Source organism: Paraburkholderia sp. J8-2, assembly GCF_905220195.1.
Taxonomy (GTDB): domain Bacteria; phylum Pseudomonadota; class Gammaproteobacteria; order Burkholderiales; family Burkholderiaceae; genus Paraburkholderia.
Genome location: NZ_CAJMZA010000007.1, coordinates 1 through 25,732 on the forward strand (window position 1 = coordinate 1; position 25,732 = coordinate 25,732).

At 64.5% G+C, this 25,732-nt stretch carries 24 protein-coding genes; 14 read left to right on the forward strand and 10 right to left on the reverse strand.

Annotated elements, in window-relative coordinates; translation table 11 throughout:
- Positions 1-184, forward strand: a 184-nt coding sequence (locus U5A52_RS17530; RefSeq protein ID WP_321935633.1) for a hypothetical protein, incomplete at its 5' end; no start/stop codon positions are given.
- On the opposite strand, the gene bamA is transcribed toward U5A52_RS17530, so the two are convergent.
- The 3 genes from bamA to U5A52_RS17545 form a co-directional block, all read right to left on the reverse strand.
- Positions 181-2,496: an outer membrane protein assembly factor BamA gene (gene bamA / locus U5A52_RS17535; protein WP_321910856.1), complete on the reverse strand. Its 2,316-nt coding sequence runs from the start codon at positions 2,494-2,496 to the stop codon at positions 181-183. The genes U5A52_RS17530 and bamA overlap by 4 nt on opposite strands.
- A gap of 135 nt (positions 2,497-2,631) precedes the next feature.
- Entirely contained in the window at positions 2,632-3,030 is a 399-nt protein-coding gene (locus U5A52_RS17540) for a hypothetical protein (RefSeq protein ID WP_028205068.1), read from the reverse strand.
- Between the two features lie 312 nt (positions 3,031-3,342).
- The gene (locus tag U5A52_RS17545; protein WP_321935634.1) at positions 3,343-4,086 is read right to left on the reverse strand and encodes a hypothetical protein; all 744 of its coding nucleotides are present in this window, start codon (positions 4,084-4,086) and stop codon (positions 3,343-3,345) included.
- 71 nt (positions 4,087-4,157) lie between these two features.
- Here U5A52_RS17545 and U5A52_RS17550 point away from each other — a divergent pair, with 71 nt between their 5' ends.
- Positions 4,158-5,213, forward strand: coding sequence for a phytoene/squalene synthase family protein (locus U5A52_RS17550; protein WP_321935635.1), 1,056 nt, complete (start codon positions 4,158-4,160; stop codon positions 5,211-5,213).
- 62 nt (positions 5,214-5,275) lie between these two features.
- Here U5A52_RS17550 and mmsB read toward each other — a convergent pair whose 3' ends face one another.
- Positions 5,276-6,166 carry a 3-hydroxyisobutyrate dehydrogenase gene (mmsB, locus tag U5A52_RS17555; RefSeq protein ID WP_321935636.1) on the reverse strand — a complete coding sequence of 297 codons (891 nt, stop codon included), beginning with the start codon at positions 6,164-6,166 and terminating at the stop codon, positions 5,276-5,278.
- Positions 6,167-6,217: 51 nt separating this feature from the next.
- Positions 6,218-7,744, reverse strand: coding sequence for a CoA-acylating methylmalonate-semialdehyde dehydrogenase (locus U5A52_RS17560; protein ID WP_321935637.1), 1,527 nt, complete (start codon positions 7,742-7,744; stop codon positions 6,218-6,220).
- A gap of 333 nt (positions 7,745-8,077) precedes the next feature.
- Between U5A52_RS17560 and U5A52_RS17565 the strand changes: the two genes are divergently transcribed.
- Positions 8,078-9,031: a LysR family transcriptional regulator gene (locus tag U5A52_RS17565; RefSeq protein ID WP_321910845.1), complete on the forward strand. Its 954-nt coding sequence runs from the start codon at positions 8,078-8,080 to the stop codon at positions 9,029-9,031.
- 161 nt (positions 9,032-9,192) lie between these two features.
- Here U5A52_RS17565 and U5A52_RS17570 read toward each other — a convergent pair whose 3' ends face one another.
- Together U5A52_RS17570 and U5A52_RS17575 are read right to left on the reverse strand one after the other, a co-directional pair.
- Complete coding sequence (locus U5A52_RS17570; RefSeq protein WP_321910844.1) at positions 9,193-9,588, reverse strand: BON domain-containing protein; 396 nt, start codon at positions 9,586-9,588, stop codon at positions 9,193-9,195.
- 499 nt (positions 9,589-10,087) lie between these two features.
- Positions 10,088-10,969, reverse strand: coding sequence for a LysR substrate-binding domain-containing protein (locus tag U5A52_RS17575; RefSeq protein WP_321935638.1), 882 nt, complete (start codon positions 10,967-10,969; stop codon positions 10,088-10,090).
- 106 nt (positions 10,970-11,075) lie between these two features.
- Here U5A52_RS17575 and U5A52_RS17580 point away from each other — a divergent pair, with 106 nt between their 5' ends.
- From U5A52_RS17580 to U5A52_RS17610, 7 genes are all read left to right on the forward strand, one after another.
- Positions 11,076-12,323, forward strand: coding sequence for an MFS transporter (locus U5A52_RS17580; RefSeq protein WP_321935639.1), 1,248 nt, complete (start codon positions 11,076-11,078; stop codon positions 12,321-12,323).
- Between the two features lie 285 nt (positions 12,324-12,608).
- Positions 12,609-13,673, forward strand: a complete 1,065-nt coding sequence (locus tag U5A52_RS17585; RefSeq protein ID WP_321935640.1) for an ABC transporter substrate-binding protein — start codon at positions 12,609-12,611, stop codon at positions 13,671-13,673.
- Between the two features lie 21 nt (positions 13,674-13,694).
- On the forward strand, positions 13,695-14,555 hold the full coding sequence (locus U5A52_RS17590) for an ABC transporter permease (RefSeq protein WP_321935641.1): 861 nt from the start codon (positions 13,695-13,697) through the stop codon (positions 14,553-14,555).
- A gap of 89 nt (positions 14,556-14,644) precedes the next feature.
- Positions 14,645-15,421 (forward strand): ABC transporter permease, encoded by a 777-nt coding sequence (locus U5A52_RS17595; RefSeq protein ID WP_321910883.1) that lies wholly within the window; start codon positions 14,645-14,647, stop codon positions 15,419-15,421.
- A 38-nt stretch (positions 15,422-15,459) separates the two neighbouring features.
- A complete protein-coding gene (locus U5A52_RS17600) occupies positions 15,460-16,293 on the forward strand; it encodes an ABC transporter ATP-binding protein (RefSeq protein WP_321935642.1) in 834 nt (277 codons plus the stop codon).
- A 343-nt stretch (positions 16,294-16,636) separates the two neighbouring features.
- Positions 16,637-17,338: a carbonic anhydrase gene (locus U5A52_RS17605; RefSeq protein WP_321910835.1), complete on the forward strand. Its 702-nt coding sequence runs from the start codon at positions 16,637-16,639 to the stop codon at positions 17,336-17,338.
- A gap of 558 nt (positions 17,339-17,896) precedes the next feature.
- The gene (locus U5A52_RS17610) at positions 17,897-18,073 is read left to right on the forward strand and encodes a hypothetical protein (RefSeq protein WP_321910834.1); all 177 of its coding nucleotides are present in this window, start codon (positions 17,897-17,899) and stop codon (positions 18,071-18,073) included.
- A gap of 27 nt (positions 18,074-18,100) precedes the next feature.
- Here the strand turns inward: U5A52_RS17610 and U5A52_RS17615 are convergent, their stop codons facing one another.
- The gene (locus U5A52_RS17615) at positions 18,101-19,126 is read right to left on the reverse strand and encodes an aldo/keto reductase (protein WP_321910833.1); all 1,026 of its coding nucleotides are present in this window, start codon (positions 19,124-19,126) and stop codon (positions 18,101-18,103) included.
- Positions 19,127-19,412: 286 nt separating this feature from the next.
- On the opposite strand from U5A52_RS17615, the gene U5A52_RS17620 reads away from it, so the two are divergent.
- Positions 19,413-20,840 carry an MFS transporter gene (locus U5A52_RS17620; RefSeq protein ID WP_321910831.1) on the forward strand — a complete coding sequence of 476 codons (1,428 nt, stop codon included), beginning with the start codon at positions 19,413-19,415 and terminating at the stop codon, positions 20,838-20,840.
- A 39-nt stretch (positions 20,841-20,879) separates the two neighbouring features.
- Here the strand turns inward: U5A52_RS17620 and U5A52_RS17625 are convergent, their stop codons facing one another.
- Positions 20,880-21,902 (reverse strand): VTT domain-containing protein, encoded by a 1,023-nt coding sequence (locus U5A52_RS17625; protein WP_321910830.1) that lies wholly within the window; start codon positions 21,900-21,902, stop codon positions 20,880-20,882.
- A gap of 229 nt (positions 21,903-22,131) precedes the next feature.
- Here U5A52_RS17625 and U5A52_RS17630 point away from each other — a divergent pair, with 229 nt between their 5' ends.
- The 3 genes from U5A52_RS17630 (at position 22,132) to U5A52_RS17640 (ending at position 25,036) form a co-directional block, all read left to right on the forward strand.
- Complete coding sequence (locus tag U5A52_RS17630; protein ID WP_321910829.1) at positions 22,132-22,950, forward strand: helix-turn-helix transcriptional regulator; 819 nt, start codon at positions 22,132-22,134, stop codon at positions 22,948-22,950.
- Between the two features lie 156 nt (positions 22,951-23,106).
- Positions 23,107-24,810 (forward strand): FAD-dependent oxidoreductase, encoded by a 1,704-nt coding sequence (locus U5A52_RS17635; protein WP_321935643.1) that lies wholly within the window; start codon positions 23,107-23,109, stop codon positions 24,808-24,810.
- 34 nt (positions 24,811-24,844) lie between these two features.
- A complete protein-coding gene (locus U5A52_RS17640) occupies positions 24,845-25,036 on the forward strand; it encodes a hypothetical protein (protein ID WP_321910827.1) in 192 nt (63 codons plus the stop codon).
- Between the two features lie 18 nt (positions 25,037-25,054).
- Here the strand turns inward: U5A52_RS17640 and U5A52_RS17645 are convergent, their stop codons facing one another.
- Positions 25,055-25,597 carry a helix-turn-helix transcriptional regulator gene (locus U5A52_RS17645; protein ID WP_321910825.1) on the reverse strand — a complete coding sequence of 181 codons (543 nt, stop codon included), beginning with the start codon at positions 25,595-25,597 and terminating at the stop codon, positions 25,055-25,057.
- Between the last annotated feature and the right edge of the window lie 135 nt (positions 25,598-25,732).

Below are 25,732 nucleotides of genomic sequence, written 5' to 3' on the forward strand. Positions count from 1 at the left end.
AGTGTGGTGGCGCGATGTGAACTGTGGCAGGCGCTGGCGGTTTGAGCGGCTTTCTTTTGCCTACTTTTCTTTGCCGCTGCAAAGAAAAGTAGGTGCCGCCCCGCACAGGGGCAACGCCTGCATACCGACACGAACACAAGAAAAAGCCAAAGCGCGAGGCACGACCAAACAACCATACAATTAAAACGACGTACCAATCTGAAACTGAAACTTCTGGTACTGATCGCCAGCATGCTTGACGATAGGAAAGCCCAGATCGAGCTTGAGCGGCCCGATCGGCGAGATCCATTCGAGGCCCGCGCCATAGCTGTAACGCAGACCGTTCGCGCCGGTGCTGCTGCCTTCCGTGCCCCACACGTTACCGCCGTCCACGAACGTGAACACGCGCAGCGTGCGGTCATAGCCCGTGCCGGGCAGCGGGAACGTCAGCTCGATATTGCCGACCACCATCTTCGAGCCGCCGATCGGGTCGTTCGTCGTGGTGTCGCGCGGGCCGAGCGAGCCCGACTCGTAGCCGCGCACAGACCCGATACCGCCCGCATAGTAGTTCTTGAAGATCGGATACGGTTTGCCGCCCAGGCCGTTGCCGTAGCCGCCCTGGAAGTTCAGCCCCAGCACGAAGCCGCGCGCGAATGAGTAGTAGTACTGCATTTGCGCATCGCCCTTGTAGTACTGCGTGCCGGCCGGCGTGCCGTATTCGGCATTGGCCTGCGCGTAGTAGCCGCGGCTCGGCACCAGCGCGCTGTCGCGGTTGTCGCGCGACCAGCCCACGGTGAGCGGCACCGTGTTCGAAACGCGGCCGAAATCGTTCACGTAGTCGATATAGGTCTGCGGCGTGCTGGAATCGACGTCGAGGCGGTCCTGCTCGATGCCGAGGCCGAAATACACCATGTCGGTCTCGGAGAACGGAATGCCGAACTTCATGTCCGCACCGTACGAGACGATGCGAAAGCTCGTGTCGTTCGTGCTCGAGTAGTAAAGCGGCTCGGTCGTGCGGTAGTAGACATCGGTAATGCGCTTGATGCCGTCCACCGTGAAATACGGATCGACCTGCGTGACCGAAAGCGTGCGGTACGTCGTGGCCGTATTCACGTTCAGCGAAAGGCTGTTGCCGGAGCCGAACACGTTGTCCTGCGAAATACCCGCCGAGATGATCGGCCCTTCGCCAGAGCCATAGCCGAGGCCCAGCGAAAGCGTGCCGGTGGGCTTCTCGGTCACTTTCACGTTCACGTCGACTTCGTCCTGCGTGCCTTCCACCGGCACCGTGGTCACGTCCACGTCGGTAAAGTAGCCAAGGCGGTTGATGCGGTCCTTCGAAAGCGCGAGACGGTTCGAATCGAACCACGAGCTTTCGAGCTGGCGCATTTCGCGGCGCACGACTTCGTCGCGCGTGCGTGTATTGCCGGTGACGTTCACGCGGCGCACATACACACGGCGGCTCGGGTCCACCTGCAGCGTGAGCGCGACAGTGTGGTCTTTCTGGTCGATTTCGGGCAACGCGTTCACGGTCGCAAATGCGTAGCCATATTCGCCGAGCTTGTCGACGATCGCCTTGGTCGTGTCCTTGAGCTTTTGCGCCGAAAAACGCTGCCCCGGCTTGACACCGACGAGCTTGCTCAACTCCGCCTCGCGGTCGAGCAGATTGCCGGCCATCTTGACGCTCGAAATCGTGTAAGGCTCGCCCTCGTGAATCCCGATCGTGAGGTACATGTCCTTCTTGTCGGGCGACAGCGAGACCTGCGTCGAATCGATATTGAACTCCAGATAGCCACGGTCCAGATAGTACGAGCGCACATTGTCGAGGTCGCCCGTGAGCTTTTCCTTCGAGTACAGGTCGTTCTTCGTGTACCACGAGAACCAGTTCGGCGTGGAGAGTTGCATTTCATCGAGCAGCGTGCTGTCGCTGAACGTCTTGTTGCCGATGAAGTTGATCTGGCGGATCTTCGCGCTCGGCCCTTCGACCACGGAAAACAGCAGGCCCACGCGATTGCGGTCGATCGGCGTGACCGTGGTCGTGACCTCTGCCGCGTAGTAGCCGCGCGTGAGGTACTGGCGCTTGAGTTCCTGCTCCGCCTTGTCCACGAGCGCCTTGTCGTAGCTCTGGCCCGGCGAGAGCCCGACCGACTTGAGCGCCTTCGTCAAGTTATCCTTATCGAACTCCTTGATGCCCGCGAAATCGATCGTGCCGATAGCGGGACGCTCCTGCACCTGCACGATCACCGTGCCGCCTTGCGCAGAGATGCGCACGTCGCTGAAGAGGCTCGTCGCGTAGAGCGCGCGAATGGCGTCGGAGGCTTTGTCGTCCGTGAAGGTCTCGCCCTGCTTGATCGGCAGATAGGCGAATACGGTGCCCGGTTCGATGCGCGTGAGCCCGTCGATGCGGATGTCCTGGACCACGAAGGGCTCGGTGGCGTGCGCCGCAGCAGTCACGCCGATGCCGAAGCCGGCGAGAGTCAGTGCGCGTGCATAGCGCGCCGTGGTAGTTGATGCCGTCATGCGGGAGGTCGAATGTGAAGCAACGAAAGAGCCGTGAAAGTGCCGAATGCTCCATGACCGGCGCGAGACGCGCGCGGCCGGCATCCACGGATGCAGGGTGTACAACGAGTGCGGCAAACCGGGCCTGCGCCGCGCCTATTGCATGCTCGCGCGGCCAGGCAGGCGCATCTTCGCGAGCCCCGTTGCGAGCGAGAGCACCTCGGTCATGTGCACGGCTTGCGCAGGCTGCAGACGGAACGACAGTTCGGCGCCCCCGGGCAAGCGAAAGCTCACGACGAGATGCTGCACGTCGCCCGACTCGCGGCCGACCTCCCAGGCCTCGCAAGGCATGGTGAATTTCACGCTCGCGGTTTTGTGGCGAATGCGCTCGGAGCGGCCAATCGCGTTGGAAAGTGCGGCGAGCAGTTCATGCATCACCGAGCAATGCAATGCGACGCTGTCCGGCTGATTGCCGTTCACCATCAGGTACTGGCCGTCCGCAGTCAGCTCGAAATCGCGCAGGGAATGAATGGCAAGAGCCGGGGACGAGGGCATGAGCGACGCTCCGTTTCGAAAGCATCGGCGGAGTCTAGTGCGTTGGGCGCGGCATGCGCGTTACCTTGTGATTACAGGAATTACTTTCATCAATATTGCATGGGCCTCGTTGAGTTCGTTTCGCGCGCACCCATTTCCGCGCGAGGCCAACCCCCTTCGTGCGTATAGCGGCTTTCAATCTGCTCTCGACTGCACGACGCCGCGGTTATCTTGAAAAATTTTTGGTAACCGTAGCGATTACGTTCGCTTTCGATAGGCAAACAGGCGTTTTACCGCGCGCAGCGTGGCCCGCTTCGCGACGACCGCATGCCGTCACTTATCAAAATAATCCTGAAACGCTGCAAAGCTCGCATGCACCGCGAGCGCCTGTAAGGGAAAGCAAGACAACAAATTGGCAAATGTGCTAACTCGGTCGACGCGCTCGAGCAGCATCGCGGCCGCGTCGTTGCGCACGCCGCCGTGACGGTCGAGAAATTGGCCCCAAAGCGAAACTGCACGCAGGCGCGCCACAGGCTGCGCGCTCGCCACATAGGCCGCAGGAAAAAGCCGCCGGTAGGCAGGCACGTTGTAGAGCCAGGACGTGCCATGAATGAGCACATCACCCGGCGCGCAACCGCTTTCGCCGAGATGGCTGCGCAGGTGCCCAATTAACGCCCGCAACTCAACGTACCGTGCGGCGCGTTGCCGGGAATCGAGCGGCGACATGCCGTTATCCGTTTGAGCGTTGAAGTGCAAACGCACTCCGCCGTGCGGTTCACGCGCGTACGAGAAGCAGCCAACCGTCGCGACGACCGCGGGCGCCGCCTGATGCGTCGGGCAGCGCTGCAAATAGCGCCACGTCCACTCGCACTGCTCGCTCACGCTTGCGCACTCATCGAGGCCATACACGTAAGCTGCCCAAAGGGGATGCGTGCGATCGAAAGCCCGCCCCGCGCCAAAGCGCACGTAAAGGTTCGTGCAGTCGAGCAACGCCGCCGCGAGCGGCATACCGGCGAGGCGCGCCGCCGTGCGCGCGAAGCGCACCTGGAGGTCATAAAACGCGCGTTCGGGGCTCATCGGGCCTTGTCTCCTTCGTCCACGATACAATGCGGCTGCGTCCGATCCGTCCCTTGCTGCCCCTATCCGACATGCAGAATTCTACCCGGGCCTTCCTGTTGGGCCCGTTGCTCAAAGGCGTTTCCCGTTCGTTCTACCTCACGATGCGCGTGCTGCCCGCCGGCATGCGCGACCCCGTGGGCGAAGCCTATCTGCTCGCGCGCGCCGCCGACACCATCGCCGATACCGCGCTGATTCCGCCCGAGCGGCGGCTCGCCCTGCTGCTCGCGCTGCGCGAACGCGTGAACGGCGCGACCAACGATGACACCCTGCTCGCCGATCTCGCGGGCGAAGTGGCGGGCCAGCAAACGCAATCGGACGAGAAGCTGCTGCTGGAGTCACTAGGCGGCGCGCTCGACGTGCTCGCGCAACTCGACGACGCCGATCGCCGGGCCGTGCGCGAGATCGTCACGACGCTCACCGAAGGCATGGAATTCGATCTGCGCACGTTCCCCGACGAGCGCTCGGGCCAGGTGGCCGCGCTGAACACGTGGGACGAACTCGATCGCTACACGTATCTCGTGGCGGGCTGCGTGGGCGAGTTCTGGACGAAGATGACGTACATGCACTTGCCGGGCACCCTTGCGCCCTCGCTGGAACCTGCCATGTACGCGCGCGGCATTCGCTTCGGCAAGGCCTTGCAGATGGTGAACGTGCTGCGCGACTGCGGCAAGGATCTGCGCATCGGCCGCTGCTATCTGCCCGCTTCGATGCTGGCCCAGGCCGGGCTCACCGCGCAGGACCTGCTCAAGCCCGGCGCCTCGGCGCACGCGCGGCCGATCATGCTCGAACTCGTGCGCATCGCGCTCGACCATTTTCGCGCGGCCATCGACTATACGTTCGCGCTGCCGCGCCTTTCGGTGCGCCTGCGGCTCGCGTGCCTGTGGCCCATTCTCATCGGCCTCGAAACGCTCGAGCGCCTCGTCGACAACGACGACTGGCTCGATCCCGCGAAGACCTCGAAGGTCACGCGCAACGACGTCTATCGCATTCTCGCCTGCTCCACCGCGCTCGCGCCTTCGAATGCGCTGCTCGGCGTCTGGTTCAAGCGGCTCTTTGCGCGTGTCGAAGCGCGTATCAAGCGCTGACGATACGGGCGTAAAAAAGGCGCGCTTCGCAGCGCGCCTTTCGCGACTCGAAACGACGTGACTCAGCCTTTGTCGGCGCGATACAGCTTGATGATCGCCGAGAAGTCGAGCTTGCCGTCGCCGTGGCTGCTCATGGCCTGATAGAGCTGCTGCGCGAGCGCACCCATATACGCGGGTTGATGCACGCCTTTTGCGGCGTCGGTGGCCAGACCCAGGTCCTTGAGCATGAGGTCCGTGCCGAAACCGCCCGTGTAGCCGCGCGAGGAAGGCGCCGTCTCGATCACGCCCGGGTACGGGTTGTACGTGTCCGAACTCCAGCAGCGGCCCGTGGACGTGTTCATGATCCCGCCTAGCACTTTCGGGTCGATGCCGAGCGCCTCGCCGAGCGCCATCGCTTCGGCCACGCCGGCCATCGTGATGCCGAGCACGAGGTTGTTGCAGATCTTCGCCACCTGCCCCGTGCCGGTCTCGCCGCAATGGACAATGTTCTTGCCCATGCCCGAAAGCACCGGCTTCACGCTCTCATAGTGCTCGGCGCTGCCGCCCACCATGAAGGTCAGCGTGCCTGCGGCCGCACCGCCCGTGCCGCCCGAGACTGGCGCATCGACAAACGCGTTCCCCTGCGCGGCGGCGAGCTTCGCGAACTCCTTGACGCTCGCCGGATCGATCGTGCTCGAATCGATGATCGTCACGCCCTTCGCGATACCCGCCAGCACACCGTCCTCCGCCGTAAGCACGCTGCGCACGTGCGCCGCCGCGGGCAGCATCGTGATGACGCACTCCGCGCCGCTTGCCGCTGCCTTCGCCGATGCGGCCTTCTGCGCGCCAGCTTCGGCGAGCGTTTGCATCGCGCTCGCACTCAGGTCGAACACGGCTACCGCATGCCCCGCCTTGAGCAGGTTGAGCGCCATCGGCGCGCCCATGTGGCCCAGCCCGACAAATCCGATTTTCATGAGCCTGTCTCCGTTATTGTTCAGTACTCCGTGTTGATGCCGGGCGGCGTATCAGCGCAGGCTGATCGTCGTGTTCACGCCGTCGCTCACGGTCGCGTCGTCGAACCAGCGTGCGGTGACCGTCTTGGTTTGCGTGTAGAACTGCACGACCTGCTTGCCATACGGGCCCAGGTCGCCGAGCTTCGAGCCGCGCGAGCCCGTGAAGCTGAAATACGGCACCGGCACCGGAATCGGAATATTGATGCCCACCTGGCCAATGTCGATCTCGCTCTGGAACTTGCGCGCCGCCGCGCCGCTTTGCGTGAACAGGCCCACGCCGTTGCCGAACGGATTCGCGTTGACGATGGCGATCGCTTCGTCGAGCGTCTTCGCCGTGAGCACTACGAGCACGGGCCCGAAAATCTCGTTCGTGTAGATGTCCATGTCGGTCTTCACGTCCGTGAACACCGTGGGCCCGACGAAGTTGCCGCTCTCGTAGCCCGGCACCTTCACGTCGCGGCCGTCCAGTGCGAGCGTCGCGCCCTGCTTCACGCCCGCGTCGATCAGCCCGAGAATGCGCGTTTTCGCGGCGCGCGACACGACCGGCCCGACGTCGGTCTTGGGCTCATGGCCCGCGTTGACCTTGAGGGTTTTCGCCTTTTCCACCAGTTCGTCCACCCATTGCTGCGCCGCGCCCACGAACACGGCCACCGAGGTCGCCATGCAGCGCTGGCCCGCCGCGCCGAACGCCGCGCCGACCAGTGCATTGAGCGCCTGCTCGCGATTCGCATCGGGCAGCACGACAGCGTGATTCTTCGCGCCCATCATCGACTGCACGCGCTTGCCGTGCTCGCTGCCCAGACGATAGACGTGCGTGCCCACGGCCGTCGAGCCGACGAACGAAATCGCCTTCACGAGTTCGTGCGTGCAGATCGCATCGACGACTTCCTTGCCGCCGTGCACGACGTTGAGCACGCCCTTCGGAATGCCCGCTTCGATCGCGAGTTCGACGAGCTGCATGGTCGAAAGCGGGTCCTGCTCCGAAGGCTTGAGCACGAACGTATTGCCGCAAACGATCGCCATCGGGAACATCCATAGCGGAATCATCGCGGGGAAGTTGAAGGGCGTGATGCCGGCGCATACGCCTAGCGGCTGCTGCAACGTGTAGGTGTCCACACCACCCGCCACGTTCTCGGCGAAACCGCCTTGCTGCAGCGTGCCGATCGAGCACGCGTGCTCGACCACTTCGAGGCCGCGGAAAATATCGCCCTCGGCGTCGGGCAGCGTCTTGCCCTGTTCGGCGGTGAGCGTTTGCGCGATGCGCGGCATGTGCTCGCGAATCAGCGCCTGCAGTTTGAGCATGATGCGCAAACGCGTGCCGACCGGCGTGGTCTTCCACGTGGCGAACGCGGCATGCGCGGCCTTCACGGCCTGGTCCACTTCCTCGACGGTCGCGAACGGCACGCGCGCCAGCACTTCCTGCGTGGCCGGATTGACGATATCGCGCCATTCAGTCGTTTTCGATTCGACGAATTCGCCGTCGATGAGCAGCTTGACGGTCGAAACGTGCGCGTTGGATGCCTGGGTCACTGCGTTCATCGTGAACTCTCCCTGTTGGATTCGAACGGGCCGGCCGTGGCCGGATATAGCGGAATATGCGGAGTACGCGAAACCTTCAGCCGCAGCACGCGCGCAAGGACGCAGCGCAAACGCATGCGCTCACGTCGAGCGTGCCGGGAACGGAGCCGGGCGAAGTCAAGGAGAGTCCTGCTGAACACGGGCGCGCCTGCGGCGAGCGCGTGGGGAACGACTGCGTTTGCATCGTCTGTCTCCGTCTTTGTTGTCGTGCGACCGCGTCTGTTTCAGTCGCCTTCTGCAGCGAGTATAGTTATTCGAATATCCACGGCATAGAGACGAAAAAGCCCATCCGATATGCAAAAAAACACAACGACCGGCATGGAGACATTGAACTGGGACGATCTGCGCTACTTCCTGGAAGTCGCACGCACGCAGCGCGCGAGCGGTGCCGCAAAGCGCCTGGGCGTCGACCACACCACGGTCGCGCGCCGCGTGCGTGAGCTGGAGGCGGCGCTAGGCACGGTTCTATTCGATAAATCGCGCTCGGGCGGCTTCGTGCTGACGGCCGAAGGCCAGCGCCTGCTGGCCTATGCGGATGCCGTGGAAACCACGGTGCAATCGGCCAGCGAGCAGTTCGCGCTTGGCGCGCAGTCGCTTTCGGGCCATGTTCGCGTGGGCTCGACGGAAGGTTTCGGTTGCTTCTTTCTTGCGCCGCAGCTGGCGCGCTTCACGGGCCAGCATCCCGACATGTCGATCGACCTGTTGCCGGTGCCGCATTTCGTGAGCCTTTCGAAGCGTGAGGCCGACCTCGCGATCATGCTGGAGCGCCCCGAGCGTGGACAGTATGTGTACACGAAGCTGTGCGACTACCGGTTGCGCCTGTACGGCACGCCCGCCTATCTCGAGCGCCACCCGCGCGTTCGCACAGCCGCCGACCTGCGCAATCATGCCTTCATCAGCTATGTCGCCGATCTGGCGTTCAGCCATGAACTGCTGTACCTCGAACGAACGGCGCCTAACGTGACCGCCAACCTGTGCAGCACCAGCGTGATTGCGCAATACCATGCTGCGCTGCAGGGCAGCGCGCTCGCCATCCTGCCTTGCTTCATGGCCGAGCCCGACCCGCGCCTCGTGCCAATCCTGCCCGACGAAGTCGTGGTGACGCGGCGCTTCTGGCTGTGCAGCCGCGAGGACCTGCGCAAGCTGCGGCGCATCACGTCGCTCTGGGACTATCTGCGCGCGGCCGCCGACGCCAATCGCCCTCTGCTGATGGGCGAATCGCCGGAAATGCATTACGTCGATGCCTGAGCGCGGCTCGCACTACAGTCTCGACAGGCAATAAAAAAGCCGCACATGCAGTCCGCGAAAGGGACTGCATGTGCGGCCTTCAGGAAGCAGCTGAATGCATCCGCTCCGGCGTCGCCGTCCGCGCCTCCACGCGCGATCGGCACACGCCGGCTAGCCGATGCTCAGGTCCCAACCGGGCGGATCGTCAGCGCGTTACGCACCGACGTCACGCCTTCCACGCCCTTGGCGACATCGCCGGCGCGCTGGATTTGCGACGACTCGGGTACGGTGCCTTGCAGAATGACGGCGCCGTCTTTCGCACGCACGGTGATGTTGGAGACGCTGATGTTCCGGTCACGCGCGAGGGCCGCACGGACCTTGCGGCCGAGCGCACGGTTCGCTGCGCGTGCCTGACGCAGTGCTGCCTTCGATTGATTGACGTTGTGCTGGGCAGCGGCCGTCGGACCGCTGGCGGGGGCCGCTGCGGCAGGCGCCGAAGCGTCCTGCGCATAGACCTGGAACGAGGCCGCCACGAGCGCCGTGGCTGCGGCCAGCTTGAACATCTGAATAGCCTTCATGCAGTTTCTCCTGTTGTCAGTCTTATTGCAGGCCCAGGAATGGGCCGTTAACTACACCATTGACTACAAAACATTCGCGCGCCGAACGGCGATGGGAAGTAACAATACCGCAACTATTTCATTCTTGACACGAAGCGTGCCCAATCTGTGATTCCACGCCACACTTTCCTGTTGCTTTCCACAGACGAATACGTTGACTGTCCAAATAGTGAAGCCACTACACAACAATGCAATTGAAATGGCTTCACCCGCCCGCTTTACGATCCATTACCGCTTCATTGCCGCTTCATTGCCGCTTCATTGCCGCTTTAAACGCCGCTGCAATGCCTTCAGCCGTGATCCGTTTTGGTGCATGCGATATGAATACAATCGCTAATCGCGTATTCCAGAGCGGGATTGAGCCGCTTTAATCAAACAGCAACGCACATCACACAAGCGGCGTTGACAATCCGGACAGCGGTTAACCCGAATACCCATTGCGCAATACGAGGGGCCGACATCAATTGGCCAATTGCGCCTTTATCCATCGATAGAACTGCTGGATCGCCGCCTCGCGCGGATGCCCTTCGCGCCATGTGAAGTAATAGTCGAGTGAGGCTGGAATGCGAACCTGTCCCAACTGCACCAGTTCGCCGCGCTCGATAAAGCCACGCGCGAGTTGCAGGCGCGCCGTGGCCGCCCCTTGCCCGGCCACGGTGGCCTGCAGCAGCAGGCCCGCGTCGTCGAAGACCGGTCCGCGCTCCGGTTCGTCGCCGGCCACGCCCGCGGCCTCGAAGAAGTCGCGCCACGAGCGGCGCGAAAAACGCAGGAGCGGCATGCTCGCGAGATCTTCGATGCGAAAGCCGGGGTGGCGCGCGAGCAAGGCCGGACTGCATACCGCAACGACCTGGTCGTCCAGCAACTTGCGGATCTGGAAACCGGGTTCGTCCACCCGCCGATGCCAGATGCCGACGTCGAAGGGAAACGGGTCGGGCGGCGTAACGTCGGCATGCATGCGCAGCGAGAGGTCGACCATGGGATGGCGGTCGTAAAAGTCGCCCAGGCGCGGAATCAGCCAGACGGAGGCGAAGTCGGACATCACGCTCAACTCGAGTCGCGTCACGCCGCTCACGCCGGGGCGCGTGGCGTCGAGCGCGTCGCGCAGGTCGTCGAGACTGCGGCGCACGCGCTCCGCCAGCTGCGCGCCCGCGGCCGTCGGGATCATGCGGCTGCCCGCGCGGCGGAACAGCTCGACGCCCAGTTCCGTTTCGAGCGCGCGCAGGTGATGGCTCACGGCGCTGTGCGTCAAATGCAATTCTTCCGCTGCGCGGCTGAAACTGCGCCGCCGCGCGGCGGCTTCAAGGGCGCGCAGCGCCTGCAATGGTGGGAGAGATCGGGCCATGACGTCAAATTCTACTCACAATGCCGTCTGAAATCTCTCGCTGGCCTCGCGTACGTCAATCGCCAATAATCGACAGCCAGGCATTCAATCCGCTTTCGCCCCAAACATGACCTCACTCAGACTGCGCGTATTCGCCGTATTCGCGCTCGGCTATTTCATTTCATACCTGTTTCGCGGCGTCAATCTCGGCTTCGCGCCGTTTCTTTCGCGTGAGATGGGCTTCACGGCGACCGATCTCGGCACGCTCACGAGCCTCTATTTCCTCGGCTTCGCCGGCGCGCAGATCCCCGGCGGCGTGCTGCTCGACCATTACGGCCCGCGACGCGTGACCGCGTGCGTCATGCTCGTGGCCGCGGCGGGCGCGCTAATCTTCGGCGTCTCGCACAACATGGCCGCGATGATGGTGGGCCGGTTGCTGATCGGCGTGGGCGTGTCGGTGTGCCTCGGCGGCGCGTTCAAGGCCACGGCGCAGCACTTCCCCGTCGCGCAGCTCACGCTCGTGAACGGCCTCGTCATGGCTGTGGGGGGACTAGGCGGCGTGGCTGTGGGCGCGCCGCTCTCGTGGCTGCTCTCGATCGCGCCGTGGCGCGCGGTCAGTCTCGGCCTCGCGGCGCTCACGGTGCTCGTGGCCGCCATCATCTGGATGGGCGGGCCGCGCACGCGCGACACCCACCATCAGGCAAGCGTGCTCGAACAGTTCAAGGGCACCGCGCACATCCTGCGCAGCCATGCGTTCTGGAAGACGGCGACGTTCTCGTCGCTGACCCAGGCCGTGTTCTACGCCATGCAGTCGCTGTGGGTCGGCGCGTTCCTGCGCGACGTCGTGCCGGCCGGCACCGCCGATGCCGGTGCACGCGCGGCTTCGCTCGTTTCCGTGCTGGGCGGCGCATTCATTGTCGGCAACATCGGCTTTGGCGCGCTCGCACGCAGCTTCGAGCGGCGCGGCGTAAGCGTGCAGCTCTTTTCCGGCGTCACGATGCTCGCTTTCGTGCTCGTGCAGGCCTTGCTCGCAGCACGTGTGCCGCTGCCCGCATCCTTGCTTTGGGCCGCCTACGGCGCGTTCGGCGGCACCGGCATCCTCACTTACGCGGTGCTCGCCGAATATTTTCCGCCGCGCCTGATTGGCCGCGTGAACACCACTTTCACGCTCGTCATCTTCATCGGCATCTTCATCCTGCAGATCGCGATCGGCGCCGCGCTCGCGCACTGGCCGGCACTCGACGGCCACTACCCGGCGGTCGCGCATCAGACCGTGTGGGCGGTCCTCGTCGTGCTGCAAGTGCTCTGCGCCGTGTGGTATTTCATGCCGTCGCGGCGCGCCGCCGCGCCGCGCCACGCAGTCGAAACGCAATAAGGCGCGCTATCGCGCAAAGCCGCATTGCATGCTGTGCGGCTTTGCGTTTCTGCTCACATCGATAGCACGATTTCTTCCTTCGGCGCGGCCGGCGCGCCACTATCATGAAGGCGCCCTGCCGTTCGCTTTCCCCATCACATGCAGCGCTTCTGTCGAGAAATGCAAATCTCGATTCATTGGTTGTCCTGATCGGCACGCACGGAAAAGAATGACCCAACGGCAACGACGGCGACGCAAGCTCGCCAGTCTGCGCACCCCGTTTCGTCACCCAGATCCGACCTGCCCATGCGTTCATATCGTGTTCTGCAGTACCTGCTTTGCGCAGCGCTCTCGTTCGTCTCCCTGCATGCCGCAGCCGAAAAGCCCACCGTGATCCGTATCGGCGTCGCGCAGCAAGGCTCGGGCGATCCGCCTACCTTCGGCGGTTCGACCGCGGCAACGGTGCGCAGCCAGCAGTTGCTCGAAAAGGAGTTCGCCGCCGACGGCATCAAGGTCGAGTGGCTTTTCTTCAAGGGCGCGGGCCCGGCTGTGAATGAGGCCATTGCCAACAATGCGCTCGACTTCGCGTATCAAGGCGACTTGCCCTCGGTGCTCGCGCGCGCCAACGGTCTCAAGACCCGCATCCTGCTGGAATCGGGCGTGCGCTCCGGCGTGAAGGTGGGCGTGCCGGCCGATTCGGATATCAAATCGATCAAGGACCTCAAGGACCGGCGGGTCGCCATTTTTCGCGGTACGAACCTGCAACTCGTGGCCGACAACGCACTCGCCGAGAACCAGCTCGACGAACACGCGCTGCACGTGATCAACCTGGATACCGCAAGCTCGCTCGCCGCGCTCGCATCGAAAGGCATCGACGCCTCGGTGAGCGATTACACGCTTTACCGGCTGCGCGACCAGGGGCTGGCCCGCATCGTCTACGACTCGCAGCATGACGGGCCGCAGTTGACGCGCCAGGCGCATTTGCTCGTGCTCGACAACTTCGAGAAGGCGCACCCCGATATCGTGCAGCGTGTAGTCAACGTCTTCGTGCAAGCGGCGCAATGGTCGTCCGACGAGGCAAACCGCGACGCGCTCTTCAAGCTGTGGGCAAAGAGCGGCGTGAGCTACACGTCCTGGCAAGCCGAATTCGGCGAACAGCCTCTGAAGTACCGCAATTCGCCGCTGATCGATCCGTTCATCGTGGCCCGCTACAAGGCCGTTGCGCAGGACGCGCTGCGCCTGAAGCTGATTCGCCAGCCCGTGGACGTCGATTCGTGGTTCGAGCCGCGCTATCTCGACAACGCGCTGCGCACGCAAAAGCTCGAACACTACTGGACCCGCTACGACGCCGCCGGCAAGCCGCTTGGCTGAGCGCACGAGAGGAGCCGCATCATGACGGAAACCGCGATCACGATTGCCAGCGACACGCCGCGTGCGGCACCGCTTATCGACACGGCAACGACACACACACGCTGGCGCGCCGCGCTGCGCGCGGGCGCGTGGCATCTCGCGCCCTGGCTGCTGCCCGCGCTGCTCTTCCTGCTGTGGAGCGTGGGCAGCGCGCATGGCTGGATCGCACCGCAAATCCTGCCTGCACCGCAGCGTGTTTATGAAACGTTCGTCGATCTCGCCCAGAGCGGGGAGCTTGCACGCAATACGCTGATCAGCCTGCAACGCGTACTGCTGGGCTTCGCCGGCGGGACCGTGCTTGGCTTGCTGATCGGCGGCGCGCTCGGGCTCTCCCGCACGCTCGAAGCCTGGGTGCTGCCGAGCTTCAACGCGATCGTGCAGATTCCGGTGCTCGGCTGGCTGCCGTTCTTGTTGCTGCTCGTCGGCGTGGGCGAACCGCTCAAGTATCTGCTCATCGCTCACGCGGCGCTCGTGCCGGTCACGCTCAGCACCATACAGGGCTTTCGGCAGACACCGGCGGCACTGGACGAAGTCGCGCGCGTATTCGGCTACACACGCTGGCAACGCATCGTGAGGCTCGTGCTGCCCGCGGCGGTGCCCACGCTCGCCACCGGCGTGCGCCTCGCCTTCACCAAGGCGTGGCTCGCGCTCGTCGTAGTCGAGCTCGTGGCGTCCTCAGAAGGGCTCGGCTATCTGATCGTGTATGGGCGGCAGCTCTTTCAGCTCGATCTCGTGATGGCTTCCGTGGTTGTGGTGGGCGCGGTCGGCCTCGTCATCAACCGGCTGCTCGATGCGCTCGAGCGGCGTTTGCGGCGCGGTACGCCGTCGGCGTTTCGCGCTTGATGGCAGCCAATCACCCCAGAGGAACGTTCGCCATGAAATTATCGCTCGCACGCAAATCCGTGCGCCCCGCTTGCGCCTGCGAAGCAACCATGGAGACCAAACCGCGACGAACTCTCGATCTACGCGGAGCAGCCCTGCCCCTCGTCGCCATTGCGCTGTGGTGGGCCTTGAGCGCCTCGCATCTCGTGAAGAGCGGCCTGCTAGTGAGTCCCGCCGATGTGGTTCGCACCGCTCACGAACAGATCGAGAGCGGCGCGTTGGCCCGAGCGCTTTCAGCATCGCTCGCACGCGAAGCCTGCGGCTTCGCGATCGGCGCCACGGCGGGCCTTCTGCTGGGCGGCGCGCTGGGGCTCTCGCGCATCGCCGCGCGCGTCGTGGGGCCGAGCTTCGACACGTTCAAGCAGATCTCGCTGTTCGCGTGGATTCCGCTCATTTCCGTGTGGTTCGGGCTCGGCGACGCCGCCAAGGTCGTCTTTCTTTCGCTGGCGGCGTTGCTCCCCGTTGCCGCCCACACGTGCGACGGCATTCACGCCGTTCCGCGCCAATACGTCGAACTCGCGCAGGCGCTGCGCTATTCGCGTCTGCAGCTTGTCCGCCACGTCCTGTTGCCGGCCGCACTGCCCTCGATTTTCACGGGCCTCTATCTCGCGCTCATCTATTCGTGGCTCGCCACGCTCGGCGCGGAGTATCTGCTCGTTGCCGGCAGCGGCATCGGCAATCTGCTGATCGACGGCAGCGAACAATTCCGCATGGACCTCGTGCTGTTCGGCATCATCGTCGTGGGTGCGATTGGCTGGGCGCTCAATGCGCTCGCACGCCGCGTGGAGCGAACGGTGCTGGCACGGTTGCATATCACCGCCCAATGATTCGCATTGCCAATCAAATGAACCTGAGAGAAAACCCGATGAGCACCATTGAACCCGAGGGACTCGACATTCTGCACGTGAGCAAGCGTTACGGCGCAGGCGAGTCCGCGCTCGCCGTGCTCGACGATGTGACGCTGCATGTGCGTCCCGGTGAATTCGTGAGCGTGCTCGGCGCGAGCGGATGCGGCAAATCCACGTTGCTGCGCCTCATCGCCGGCCTCGACGCGGGCTATAGCGGCGCAATCATGATGCGCGGCGAGCGCGTAGGCGACACGTCGCTCGAGCGCGGCATCGTGTTCCAGGATCATCGGCTGTTTCCGTGGCTCACCGCCGAACAAAACATTCTGGCGGCGCTGCGCAATGCCCCGCTTTCGGCGCGCAAGAAGCACGAGGCCGTGGCTGAGCACATCGCACTCGTGGGCCTCAAGGGTTTCGAGCGGGCGTATCCGCATCAACTCTCGGGTGGCATGGCGCAGCGCGTAGCGATCGCGCGCGGCCTGGTCAATCGTCCGCGCGTGCTGCTGCTCGACGAACCGTTCGGCGCGCTCGACGCCCTCACGCGCAGCCGCCTGCAAAACGAATTGCTGCGCATCTGGGAAAGCGAACGCATCACGATGATCCTCGTCACCCACGATGTGGACGAGGCGATCTACCTCGGTGACCGCGTCGTGACGATGGCGCCGCGCCCCGGCCGCATCCGTCGCATCGTCGACGTGGCATTGCCGCGCCCGCGCGAGCGCGCCGATCCGCGCTTCGTGCGGCTGCGCGACGAAATCCTCGCAGACTTCTCCGATGGAACGACACCGCCCGGCGACACGTTGCTGGCCGACGCCCCTGCCCATTCTTCAGGTCAATGGCGCATGGCATGGTGAACGCGCCGACCGACTGGTCGGTCGCGTTCCCTCTCTCTTCTTGATCCCGACACTCCCGGCGACACCCCGGATGGGCCAATTGCGCGCGGCGTGAGAAAATCTCGTTTCGAACGGAAACGCACGCCGCGCAGGCGCCCCACTCGGCAAGCCCACTTTCCCGCACTTAGCTGTCTTTTCGGCCGGTTTATCGACATATCCCGCCGGTTCGACACCTCGATACCGGGAAGGCTGCTGTCTCGCGCAGCGTGACGCGAAGTTTTCCGATCCGCCAGGGGTCGGCTCAGCGTAAACTCCCGCTGTTGCCATTCGATAGTGTCGATTCATGATAAAGAGAGAAACATCCATGCCAGACAACACCCACTCGCACGACGATCACTCCGATTCGTGCGGCTGCGATCTGTTACACCTGCTCGACGGCGTGGACGAATTCACTCATCACGTTTTCCCGGGCAACAAGGAGCTGTTCCACAGCCTCGCCCATAGCCAGGCGCCGCACACGCTGTTCATCACCTGCGCCGACTCGCGCGTTTCGCCGGAAATGATCACGCAGGCCAAGCCCGGTGATCTGTTCGTTTGCCGCAACATCGGCAATATCGTGCCGGCCTATGGCGAAATGCTCGGCGGCGTGTCGGCCGTCGTGGAATTTGCGGTGCTCGCGCTCAACGTGAAGCAGATCGTGCTGTGCGGCCATACCGACTGCGGCGCGATGAAGGGCCTCGCCTCGGGCGCGGAAGCCACGGCCAACATGCCCACGGTGCAGGCATGGCTGCGCAACGCGGAAGCCGCACGCAGCGTGGTGAAGACGCGCGGTCTGGACGACGACCACATCGTCCAGGCGCTCGTCGAAGAAAACGTCCGCCTGCAACTCACGCACCTTCGCACGCACCCCGCGGTGGCGGCGCGCGTGGCCCAGGGCCAGCTCGAACTGCAGGGCTGGGTCTATGACATCGGCCACGGCAAGGTCACCGTGCTGGACGAAGCACATGGCAAGTTCCTGTCGCTCGCCGAGGCGCGCTCGCGCCTGCGCAAGCGCGTCGAGGAATAATGGCCGGGCGCTGACGCGCCCAAGCTTCACGCCCGCTCTCAGGCTGGCGCCGGGGCGGCGGTTCTCGCCGCCCCATTCATTCCCCTTATCCATTCCGCATGAACTGAAGTGCGCCCACCAAGCATTTCGGATCTTGTCCGGCAACTATCTCAATCTACGCAATAATTCTTTTCGAATTAGGGGTTTACCCTAGGCCGAAACGCGACTACACTGGCGCCCGTACTACATGCGGCGCCCTGCCGCACAAGAAGAAGAATTCCGGAGGTTGGTCGCTTATGCAGCACGTTGCCCCGCCGTCGCATCACCTGTCTCATCCCGGCTTCAATCGCACTACCGGCGCATTGCGTCGTCCCACGCTTCGCTAGTTCAGCGCGCGTGTCCTGCCGTCGCGCACGCGCCCAGGCAGGCGAACTTTCAAGGCCCACTCCGCGTCATCGCCGTTTCATACCGCTGCTTACATCGCGGTACACGGCGCGCGCCTTTGCGCGTATGGACGCCCGGTAATGGGCTTCGCACCCGTCACGGGCCGAGCGCCCGGTTACCGAAGGAGAAGCATCCGTGGAGTCCGCGCAGAACTGTCAGTCGAAAGTCGAAGTCAAGCTGTTCCTGCACCCCGAAGACCATTACCGCGCAATGGCCGCCGCGAAGACACTCAATCTCGCGGAACGCGAGTTCTTCGCCCTGGCGCTGCATCTGGGCGCGACCCAGATCCTGCGCCAGGCCGAAGCGGCTTGAGGCAACCTCGCTCAGCGAAGACTCTCGTCAAACCGGCGACGGATTGCGCTCGGCGAACCCCTCCTGGTGCCAGTAGGGATAAACAGGGCGCACGGCGCTCGCGGCGTCGAGCTTCGCGACCTGTTCGGGCGTGAGATTCCAGCCGACCGCACCGAGGTTCTGGCGCAACTGCGCCTCGTCGCGCGCGCCGATCAGCACCGTCGCGACCGTCGGGCGCTGCAGCAGCCAGTTCAATGCAATCTGCGGCACGGTCTTGCCGGTTTCCTTCGCGATCTCGTCGATGGCGTCGAGCACGCGAAAGAGGTATTCGTCCGGCACCGGCGGACCCTGCTCCGCCGTTTTATGCAGACGGCTCTTCTCCGGCAGCGGCTGGCCGCGCCGGATCTTGCCCGTCAAACGCCCCCAGCCCAGCGGGCTCCACACCACGGCGCCCACGCCCTGATCGAGCCCGAGCGGCATCAATTCCCACTCGTAGTCGCGGCCGATCAGCGAGTAGTACGTCTGGTTCGCGACGTACCGCGGGTAGCCGTAGCGATCGGCCACCGCCAGCGATTTCATCAGGTGCCAGCCCGAGAAGTTCGACACGCCCGTATAGAGAATCTTGCCCGCGCGCACGAGTTCATCGAGCGTGGACAGCACTTCCTCGGCCGGTGTGCGCGCATCGAAACCATGCAACTGGAACAGGTCGATATGGTCGGTCTGCAGACGTTTGAGCGCCGCGTCAACCGCGCGCTTCAGGTGAAAGCGCGACGAGCCCACGTTATTGGGTTCGTCGTCGAAGCGGAAGGTCGCCTTGGTCGAGATGATCGCCTTGTCGCGGCGCCCCTTGAGCGCTTCGCCGAGCACCGACTCCGACGCGCCGCTCGAATAGATATCCGCGGTATCGAACATCGTCACGCCGGCGTCGAGGCAAATGTCGATGAGCTTTCGCGCTTCGGCAACGTCGGTTGCGCCCCAGGCCTCGAAGAACTCGCCTTTGCCGCCGAACGTGCCGGTGCCGAAACTCAGCACCGGCACCTTCATTCCAGACGCACCCAGAAAACGGTATTCCATTTCCGATCCTCCATTGATCAAGGGAGTTGACGATGAGATGCCGACAGCGCACGAGTCTACGCGCTTCGATTTGGGCTTGCCGCGAAGGTCTCACAGCGCCGCCGCCCGCCGCGCGGCTGTACAGATGCTTTTGCGTATTGGAAACTGTCGCCTTTCGCTACGGGCTTTTGGCTTCACGACCCGGTCCGCACGATTCCGATCGGCACGAGTCGCCCCAATTCGCCCGCAGACCGCACAGGACCCGCACCACGATGACGTTGATTCCCCTCTCCTGCGCGGAGGCGCAATGACCGCTCCCGCGCAACGTTCTTCCGGCGTCGGCTGGCTGCCGTACCTCGTCGCCGCCACGTTCTTCATGGAGTATCTGGACACGACCGTCATCGCCACGGCGCTGCCGCAGATGGCGCGCTCGTTCGGCATCGGTCCGAATAGCCTGAGCCTCGGCGTGACCGCCTATATGCTCGCGCTCGCCATCTTCATTCCGGCCAGCGGCTGGGTGGCGGACCGCTGCGGCGCGCGCACCGTGTTCTTCGGCGCCGTGGTCACCTTCACGGTCGCGTCCGTGCTGTGCGGGATCTCGCAGAACGTCGACGAGTTCGTGGCCGCGCGCATTCTGCAAGGCATCGGCGGCGCGATGATGGTGCCGGTCGGGCGCATGGTCGTCGTACGCAGCACCGAGAAAAGCAAGCTCATGCAGGCGATCTCGACGATCACCTGGCCCGCCATCGCCGCACCCGTGGTGGGACCGCCGATCGGCGGCTTCATTACGACCTACGCGTCGTGGCGCTGGATCTTTCTGCTGAACGTGCCGTTCGGCATTGCCGTGCTCGCGGCCATCGCCGCGATCGTGCCGAACCTGCGCGGCGAGCAGCGCCGGCCGCTCGATGTTACGGGCCTCGTGCTGAGCGGGGCGTCGCTGACCGCCATTCTCTACGGCGCGGAACTCGCGAGTCAGGTTGGCCAGAATCCGTGGCGCGCGGTGGCGATCGTTGCGGCGGGCGTCGCGATCGGCGTCGTCGCGTTCGTGCATGCGAAGCGTCATCCGCATCCGCTCGTCGATGTTTCCACGCTGAAGGTCCCGACGTTTTCCGTCACGATCGTGACCGGCTCGATCACGCGTATCGGCATCGGCGCGGCGCCTTATCTGATGCCGCTGATGTTCCAGATCGGCTTCGGTCTCTCCGCGTTCAAGTCCGGCCTGCTGCTGCTCGCGAGCGCGCTCGGCAATCTCGGCATGAAGGCGCTCACCACGCGCATTCTGGAACGCTGGGGCTTCCGGCTCGTTTCGGTTGTGGACGTGAGCGTGGCGGGCGTCTCGTTGATCGCGTGCGGCCTGCTCACGCCCGGCACGCCGCTCGCCATCGTGCTGATCGTCGTGTTCGTGTACGGCGTGACGCGCTCGATGCAGTTTTCCACCCTCGCAACGCTCGCCTACGCCGATGTCGCGCAGCCGCAGATGAGCGCGGCCAGCACGCTCTGGAGCGCGGCGGCGCAGATGACCATTGGCCTTGGCATTGCATTTGGCGCGCTCGCGCTGCGGGTGGCCGCACACGTCAACGGCGAAACGACCGGCCATGTGTTCACGCTCGACGACTTCCGGCTCGCCTTTCTCGGCGCCGGCGTGCTCACGCTGATTTCGGTGTGGGGGTACGCGCAGATGGCGCGCGACGCGGGACAGAACGTGGGCGGCGGCTCGCGCAGGCAGCGCGCCTAGGGAGCACCGCGCGCCGGGCGGCGCGCGGCGGAACGACCGTTATTTGGAAAGGCTTGCCCGCACGGTGTATTCCGGTTCCTCGCCCGCTTCGAGTTCATCGGCATGTTCATGCGCGGCGTGGAACTCGTTGGACAGCGGCTCGACCGGATAACCGTGGCGCTCCCAGGCGTCGAGGCCGCCCCTGAGCGCGCGCGCATGGTAGATGTGCTTGTTGCGCAACTGATCGACGATGCGCTTGGCCGTCGCTTCGTTCGGGCACACGCAGTACACGACGATCGGACGCCCGAGCAACTCGGGCGACAGTTCTTCGCTCGATTCGAGATTCAGCGGCCGCGCGCCTGGAATCCGGTAGGCCTCTTTCTCGCGCACGGTTTGCGGGCGCGCGTCGAGCACGATGGGCGGCGCGCTCGACTTCATCATCTCGTCGAGCTGATCGGGCGAAATACGATGCGTGGCAAGCCAGTGGCGGAACTGCATGCGCCGCAGCCAGCGCCAGCCAAGGAACAGCACGCCCGCCACGGCGAGCACGTCGAAGATCGTCATGCCGTTCGCACGCACGAACGCCGCGAAACGCACGATTTCGGCATGCAGCGCCGCGCCGCCGAGCAACCAGGTGCCCGCCCACAACGCCGCGCCAACCGTGTCCCAAAGCAGGAAGACGTGCACGGCCACCGTTGTCGTACCGAGCAGCGGCGCGGAAATCAGGCCGAGCCCCGGCACGAACTTCGCCACCGCGAGAATGGGCGCGCCGTAGCGCTCGAATACATTGCGCGCGATGCGGATGGTGGTGTCCAGCGACAGCGAAAAGCGCACGAGCCCATTGAGCAGACGCCGCCCACGCTTGCGGCCCGCGGCGAACCACAGCGAATCGGCCAGCAGCGTCGCGATTACGGCCGCCAGCAACAGGCTTGTGTAGGATGTCTCGCCGCCCGCTGCCATCGTGCCCGCGAGAATCAGCACCGGCGCGGCCGGCACGGGCACGCCCAGTTGCGTGACGAGTACGCTGAGAAAGACCGCTCCGGCGCCGAAATCGGGTGGAATCGCGGTGGGGAGCGTCAACATTTGGAGATAACCTGCGCGCAGGGATGTTCAGGTAAGGAAACATGACGCGAATACCGCGCCGGCCGAGGGTGGAGATTACCCCAACGTGCCGTTCCCTGCTTACGTTGACGCAAAGCTTACGAGGGCGCCCCGCAGGCCGATCCGACCCCGCTGCAGGCGCTTTCGCGCTGGTGCGAAACGATGCTAATCTCGTAAAAGTCGCCTTTTTAGCCGTTTTCCGTTAAGAAACATGCGTTACTGGCATCTCGATCGACCGAGGCAGGCAGGTCAATTCGACCTCTCGCGCGTCACCAGCCTCGTTTCGGCCATCGGCCGCGACGACGCCAACGCGCTCGCCGCCGAAGTGCTGAACATGCTCGGGCCGGCGACGTCGGTCACGCAATGCACGGTGTTCGCGTACGAATTCGGCAACCGCCCGCGCACGGTTTCCGTGGCCGATCATCGCGGCGGGCGCTTCCTGCGCGACGTCGCCGACACTTACGCGCGCCTCTTCTACGCGCTCGACGGCAATCAGCAGATCGTCAACGGCGGTTCGGCCGACAAGCCGGGCTCGTCACTCGTTCTGCACTGGCAAAGCAGCGCCGACATCGCGCACGACGGTTACCGCACCGCCTGCTACGCCACGCCCAACGTATCCGACCGGCTCTCCCTGCTGCTGCAGCCGGCCGCCGATATCTGGCTTTCCGTGAACCTGTACCGCGAAAGCGATGCCGGCAATTTTCAGCCGGCCGAAGTCGAACTGGTCGAATCGCTCGCGCCGCTGATCGGCGAGTCGGCGCGGCATCACTACACGATTCGCGGCCAGAGCCAGCTCGGCATTCCTCAGATGATGCTTGCGCGCCTGCGCGGGCTCTGCCCCACGCTGTCCAAACGCGAACTCGACGCCCTGCGCGGCGTGCTCGAAGGACGCAGCGCCGTTGAAATCGCCGAATGCATGGGCGTGAAGCCCAGCAGCGTCGTGACTTATCAGAAACGCGCGTACCAGCGGCTGGGGATTTCGAGCCAGCGCCAGCTCTTTGCTCTATGTCTGGCGACGGATCAGAGCTAGTTCACCGCCGCAAACCCTCGTCTCCTGCCGTAAGCCTCCTGTACCCAAATTGAGGACAGCGGGCCGCGCCTCGCGCTCCATACTGCCTTCATCGCCAGCGCCTCCGCTCGGGGCAAGCCGGCAAGCACAAGACTTACGTATGGAGACGCATTCCCCATGAGCGCCGAATTCAAACCTTATCCGTTCGAGGCGAAGCAGTACGCCGCGCGCCTGCCCATACTCGAAGGCGGCCGTAAAGCCCAGCGCCACGCCGTGACGATCGTCGGCGGCGGCCCGGTAGGCCTCGCCATCGCGCTCGGTCTCGCGAAGCACGGCGTGCACTCGGTGCTGATCGAAGCTGACGAGTCGGTCTGCTACGGCAGCCGCGCGATCTGCATCTCGCGCCGCAGCCTCGAAATCATCGAACGCCTTGGCGCGCTCGACGGTTTCCTCGCCAAAGGCCTGCCGTGGACGGGTGGGCGCAGCTTCTATCGCAACGACGAAGTGCTGCACTTCACGATGCCGCAGGACGAAAACCAGAAGCTGCCGCCGATGGTCAACCTCGCGCAGTACCACATCGAGCAGTTCCTGCTCGACGCTGCCGAACAGCACGCCGACCTGATCGACATTCGCTGGCAAACGAGAGTCACGGCCCTGCAGGAAGACGCGCACGGCGCCACGCTCTCGCTCTCCTCGCCCGCAGGCGACTACACCGCGCAGACCGACTGGCTAATCGCCGCGGACGGCGGCCGCAGCACGGTGCGCGAAGCGCTCGGCCTGAAGCTCCAGGGCACGAGCTACGAGGGTCGCTATGTGATCGTCGACATCCTGCTCGACAGCGCGCGGCCTACGGAGCGCCTCGCGTATTTCGATCCGGCGTCGAATCCCGGCTCGACCGTGCTCGTCCACAAGCAGCCCGACAACGTGTGGCGCATCGACTATCAACTGCGCGACGGCGAAGACGCCGACGAAGCGATCAAGCCCGAAAACGTCATGCCGCGCGTGCAGAGCCTGCTCGACATGATGGGCGAGAAGGCGTCGTGGTCGCCGGTCTGGATCACGATCTACAAGGCCAACGCACTCACGCTCGAGCGCTATCGGCATGGCCGCGTGCTGTTCGCGGGCGACGCGGCGCACCTCGTGCCGATCTTCGGCGTGCGCGGCGCGAACTCGGGCATCGACGACGCCGACAATCTGGCGTGGAAACTCGCCTATGTCGTGAAGGGGCTCGCGAGCGACGCATTGCTCGACAGCTACTCCGACGAGCGCGTCTACGCCGCGCACGAAAACTTGAGCTACGGCACGAAGAGCACGGAATTCATGGCGCCGCCGTCGTTCGCCTTCGATCTGATGCGCACCGCCGTGCTGAGCCTCGCGCGCGAGCACGCCGCCGTGCGCTCGCTGATCAATCCGCGCCAGACTTCGGCCATCGCCTACACGGCCTCGCCGCTCAATGCGGCCTCCGACGCCTTCGCAAACGGTCCCGCGCCGGGCACGGTGCTGCCCGAATGCCCGCTCACGATCGTCGATCAGGCAGGCGCGCGCGCAGGCCACGTGACCGACTTGATCGCGCCGTGCTTCACGGCGTTCTACTTCAGCGAGGATGGCGCAACGCCCGCCCCGATCGCCGCGCTCGAAACGACGCTGGCCGCACGCGCGCTGCCGTTCGCGCTGGTGCCGCTCGCGCAGCGCCAGCGCGCCGATACGCCATGCCGCAGCGGCTGGGACCACACGGGACGCCTGTTCCCGATGTACGGCGCGCAGCCCGGCACGCTCTACCTCGTGCGCCCGGACGGCCACGTGCTCGGCCGCTGGCACGGCGACGCCGGCACGGTCGCCGCGCAAGCATTCGCCGCCCTCGACCATGCGCTGTGCGCCTGAGCGCTGGCGCAATCAAGTACAGATGGAGATAGCCATGACCGACAGCGAACTCGACACCGTCTACACGCACTTGTGCAAGACCATGACCAATCTGGGCGAAGCCAACGGCTCGCTCTTTCTCGCGCGCTTTGCGCTGCTCGCGATCGAGCGGATCGGCAACGCGCAAACCTGCGTCGGCTTGATCGATGCGGCGGGTGAGAACGTTTCGGCGGCCGCGCCGAAATAAAGGAAAACGCAGCGCGCCTTAGCGCTGCGCCGACTGCACGAGGCGCGCGAGGCGCGAGCGGTTGGTGACGCCGAGCTTCTGAAACGAACGATCGAGATGCGTGCGCACGGTCGTATAAGAAATGCCTAGCCGCTCGGCGATCTCCTTGTCGAGCAGCCCTTCCACCACGAGCGCGACCACGTCGCGCTCGCGCCGCGTCAAGCGGCTGATCGCTTCGTTATCTGCGGCGGATGTCTCGCCTTGCGTCGGCTGAGCGTGCGCCGCCTGCGCGCGCGAGCGCGCCAGTGCAGCGATGAAGGCCGGACGCAACAGATCGAACAGCACCCGTTCCCGATCGGAAAAAGGCTCGCTCCGCTTGCCGCGCCGAACGCGCAGATGATCGAGATTCTCTTCGCCCGACCAGATGAACAGATCCGCGCTCGCATGCAGGCCATCGGCGCGCAGCAGTTCGAGCAGACGCCGCCCCACCTCGAGGCGCAACGCGCCCTCCGGCAGGATATGGTCGGCCAGCAGCTTGAAGACATCGGCGATCAACGCGAGTTCGCGGCTCGTCAGGTCCATGCTCAGGTACAACGAGAAGTGGGCGCGCGCCTCACTTGCATGGCGGCGCAAACGTCAGAACCAAACGAACCTCGCCTGACGAATTCAATATGCGGTCTGACTGTGAAGCTGTACAGCCGTGTAGCTGTGGAACGG

What these genes read in the sequence shown, in the direction of transcription:
- bamA (WP_321910856.1), bottom strand. Translation starts at nt 2,496, where the DNA reads ATGACGGCATCAACTACCACGGCGCGCTATGCACGCGCACTGACTCTC.
- U5A52_RS17540 (WP_028205068.1), bottom strand. Translation starts at nt 3,030, where the DNA reads ATGCCCTCGTCCCCGGCTCTTGCCATTCATTCCCTGCGCGATTTCGAG.
- U5A52_RS17545 (WP_321935634.1), bottom strand. Translation starts at nt 4,086, where the DNA reads ATGAGCCCCGAACGCGCGTTTTATGACCTCCAGGTGCGCTTCGCGCGC.
- U5A52_RS17550 (WP_321935635.1), top strand. Translation starts at nt 4,158, where the DNA reads ATGCAGAATTCTACCCGGGCCTTCCTGTTGGGCCCGTTGCTCAAAGGC.
- mmsB (WP_321935636.1), bottom strand. Translation starts at nt 6,166, where the DNA reads ATGAAAATCGGATTTGTCGGGCTGGGCCACATGGGCGCGCCGATGGCG.
- U5A52_RS17560 (WP_321935637.1), bottom strand. Translation starts at nt 7,744, where the DNA reads ATGAACGCAGTGACCCAGGCATCCAACGCGCACGTTTCGACCGTCAAG.
- U5A52_RS17565 (WP_321910845.1), top strand. Translation starts at nt 8,078, where the DNA reads ATGCAAAAAAACACAACGACCGGCATGGAGACATTGAACTGGGACGAT.
- U5A52_RS17570 (WP_321910844.1), bottom strand. Translation starts at nt 9,588, where the DNA reads ATGAAGGCTATTCAGATGTTCAAGCTGGCCGCAGCCACGGCGCTCGTG.
- U5A52_RS17575 (WP_321935638.1), bottom strand. Translation starts at nt 10,969, where the DNA reads ATGGCCCGATCTCTCCCACCATTGCAGGCGCTGCGCGCCCTTGAAGCC.
- U5A52_RS17580 (WP_321935639.1), top strand. Translation starts at nt 11,076, where the DNA reads ATGACCTCACTCAGACTGCGCGTATTCGCCGTATTCGCGCTCGGCTAT.
- U5A52_RS17585 (WP_321935640.1), top strand. Translation starts at nt 12,609, where the DNA reads ATGCGTTCATATCGTGTTCTGCAGTACCTGCTTTGCGCAGCGCTCTCG.
- U5A52_RS17590 (WP_321935641.1), top strand. Translation starts at nt 13,695, where the DNA reads ATGACGGAAACCGCGATCACGATTGCCAGCGACACGCCGCGTGCGGCA.
- U5A52_RS17595 (WP_321910883.1), top strand. Translation starts at nt 14,645, where the DNA reads ATGGAGACCAAACCGCGACGAACTCTCGATCTACGCGGAGCAGCCCTG.
- U5A52_RS17600 (WP_321935642.1), top strand. Translation starts at nt 15,460, where the DNA reads ATGAGCACCATTGAACCCGAGGGACTCGACATTCTGCACGTGAGCAAG.
- U5A52_RS17605 (WP_321910835.1), top strand. Translation starts at nt 16,637, where the DNA reads ATGCCAGACAACACCCACTCGCACGACGATCACTCCGATTCGTGCGGC.
- U5A52_RS17615 (WP_321910833.1), bottom strand. Translation starts at nt 19,126, where the DNA reads ATGGAATACCGTTTTCTGGGTGCGTCTGGAATGAAGGTGCCGGTGCTG.
- U5A52_RS17620 (WP_321910831.1), top strand. Translation starts at nt 19,413, where the DNA reads ATGACCGCTCCCGCGCAACGTTCTTCCGGCGTCGGCTGGCTGCCGTAC.
- U5A52_RS17625 (WP_321910830.1), bottom strand. Translation starts at nt 21,902, where the DNA reads ATGTTGACGCTCCCCACCGCGATTCCACCCGATTTCGGCGCCGGAGCG.
- U5A52_RS17630 (WP_321910829.1), top strand. Translation starts at nt 22,132, where the DNA reads ATGCGTTACTGGCATCTCGATCGACCGAGGCAGGCAGGTCAATTCGAC.
- U5A52_RS17635 (WP_321935643.1), top strand. Translation starts at nt 23,107, where the DNA reads ATGAGCGCCGAATTCAAACCTTATCCGTTCGAGGCGAAGCAGTACGCC.
- U5A52_RS17640 (WP_321910827.1), top strand. Translation starts at nt 24,845, where the DNA reads ATGACCGACAGCGAACTCGACACCGTCTACACGCACTTGTGCAAGACC.
- U5A52_RS17645 (WP_321910825.1), bottom strand. Translation starts at nt 25,597, where the DNA reads ATGGACCTGACGAGCCGCGAACTCGCGTTGATCGCCGATGTCTTCAAG.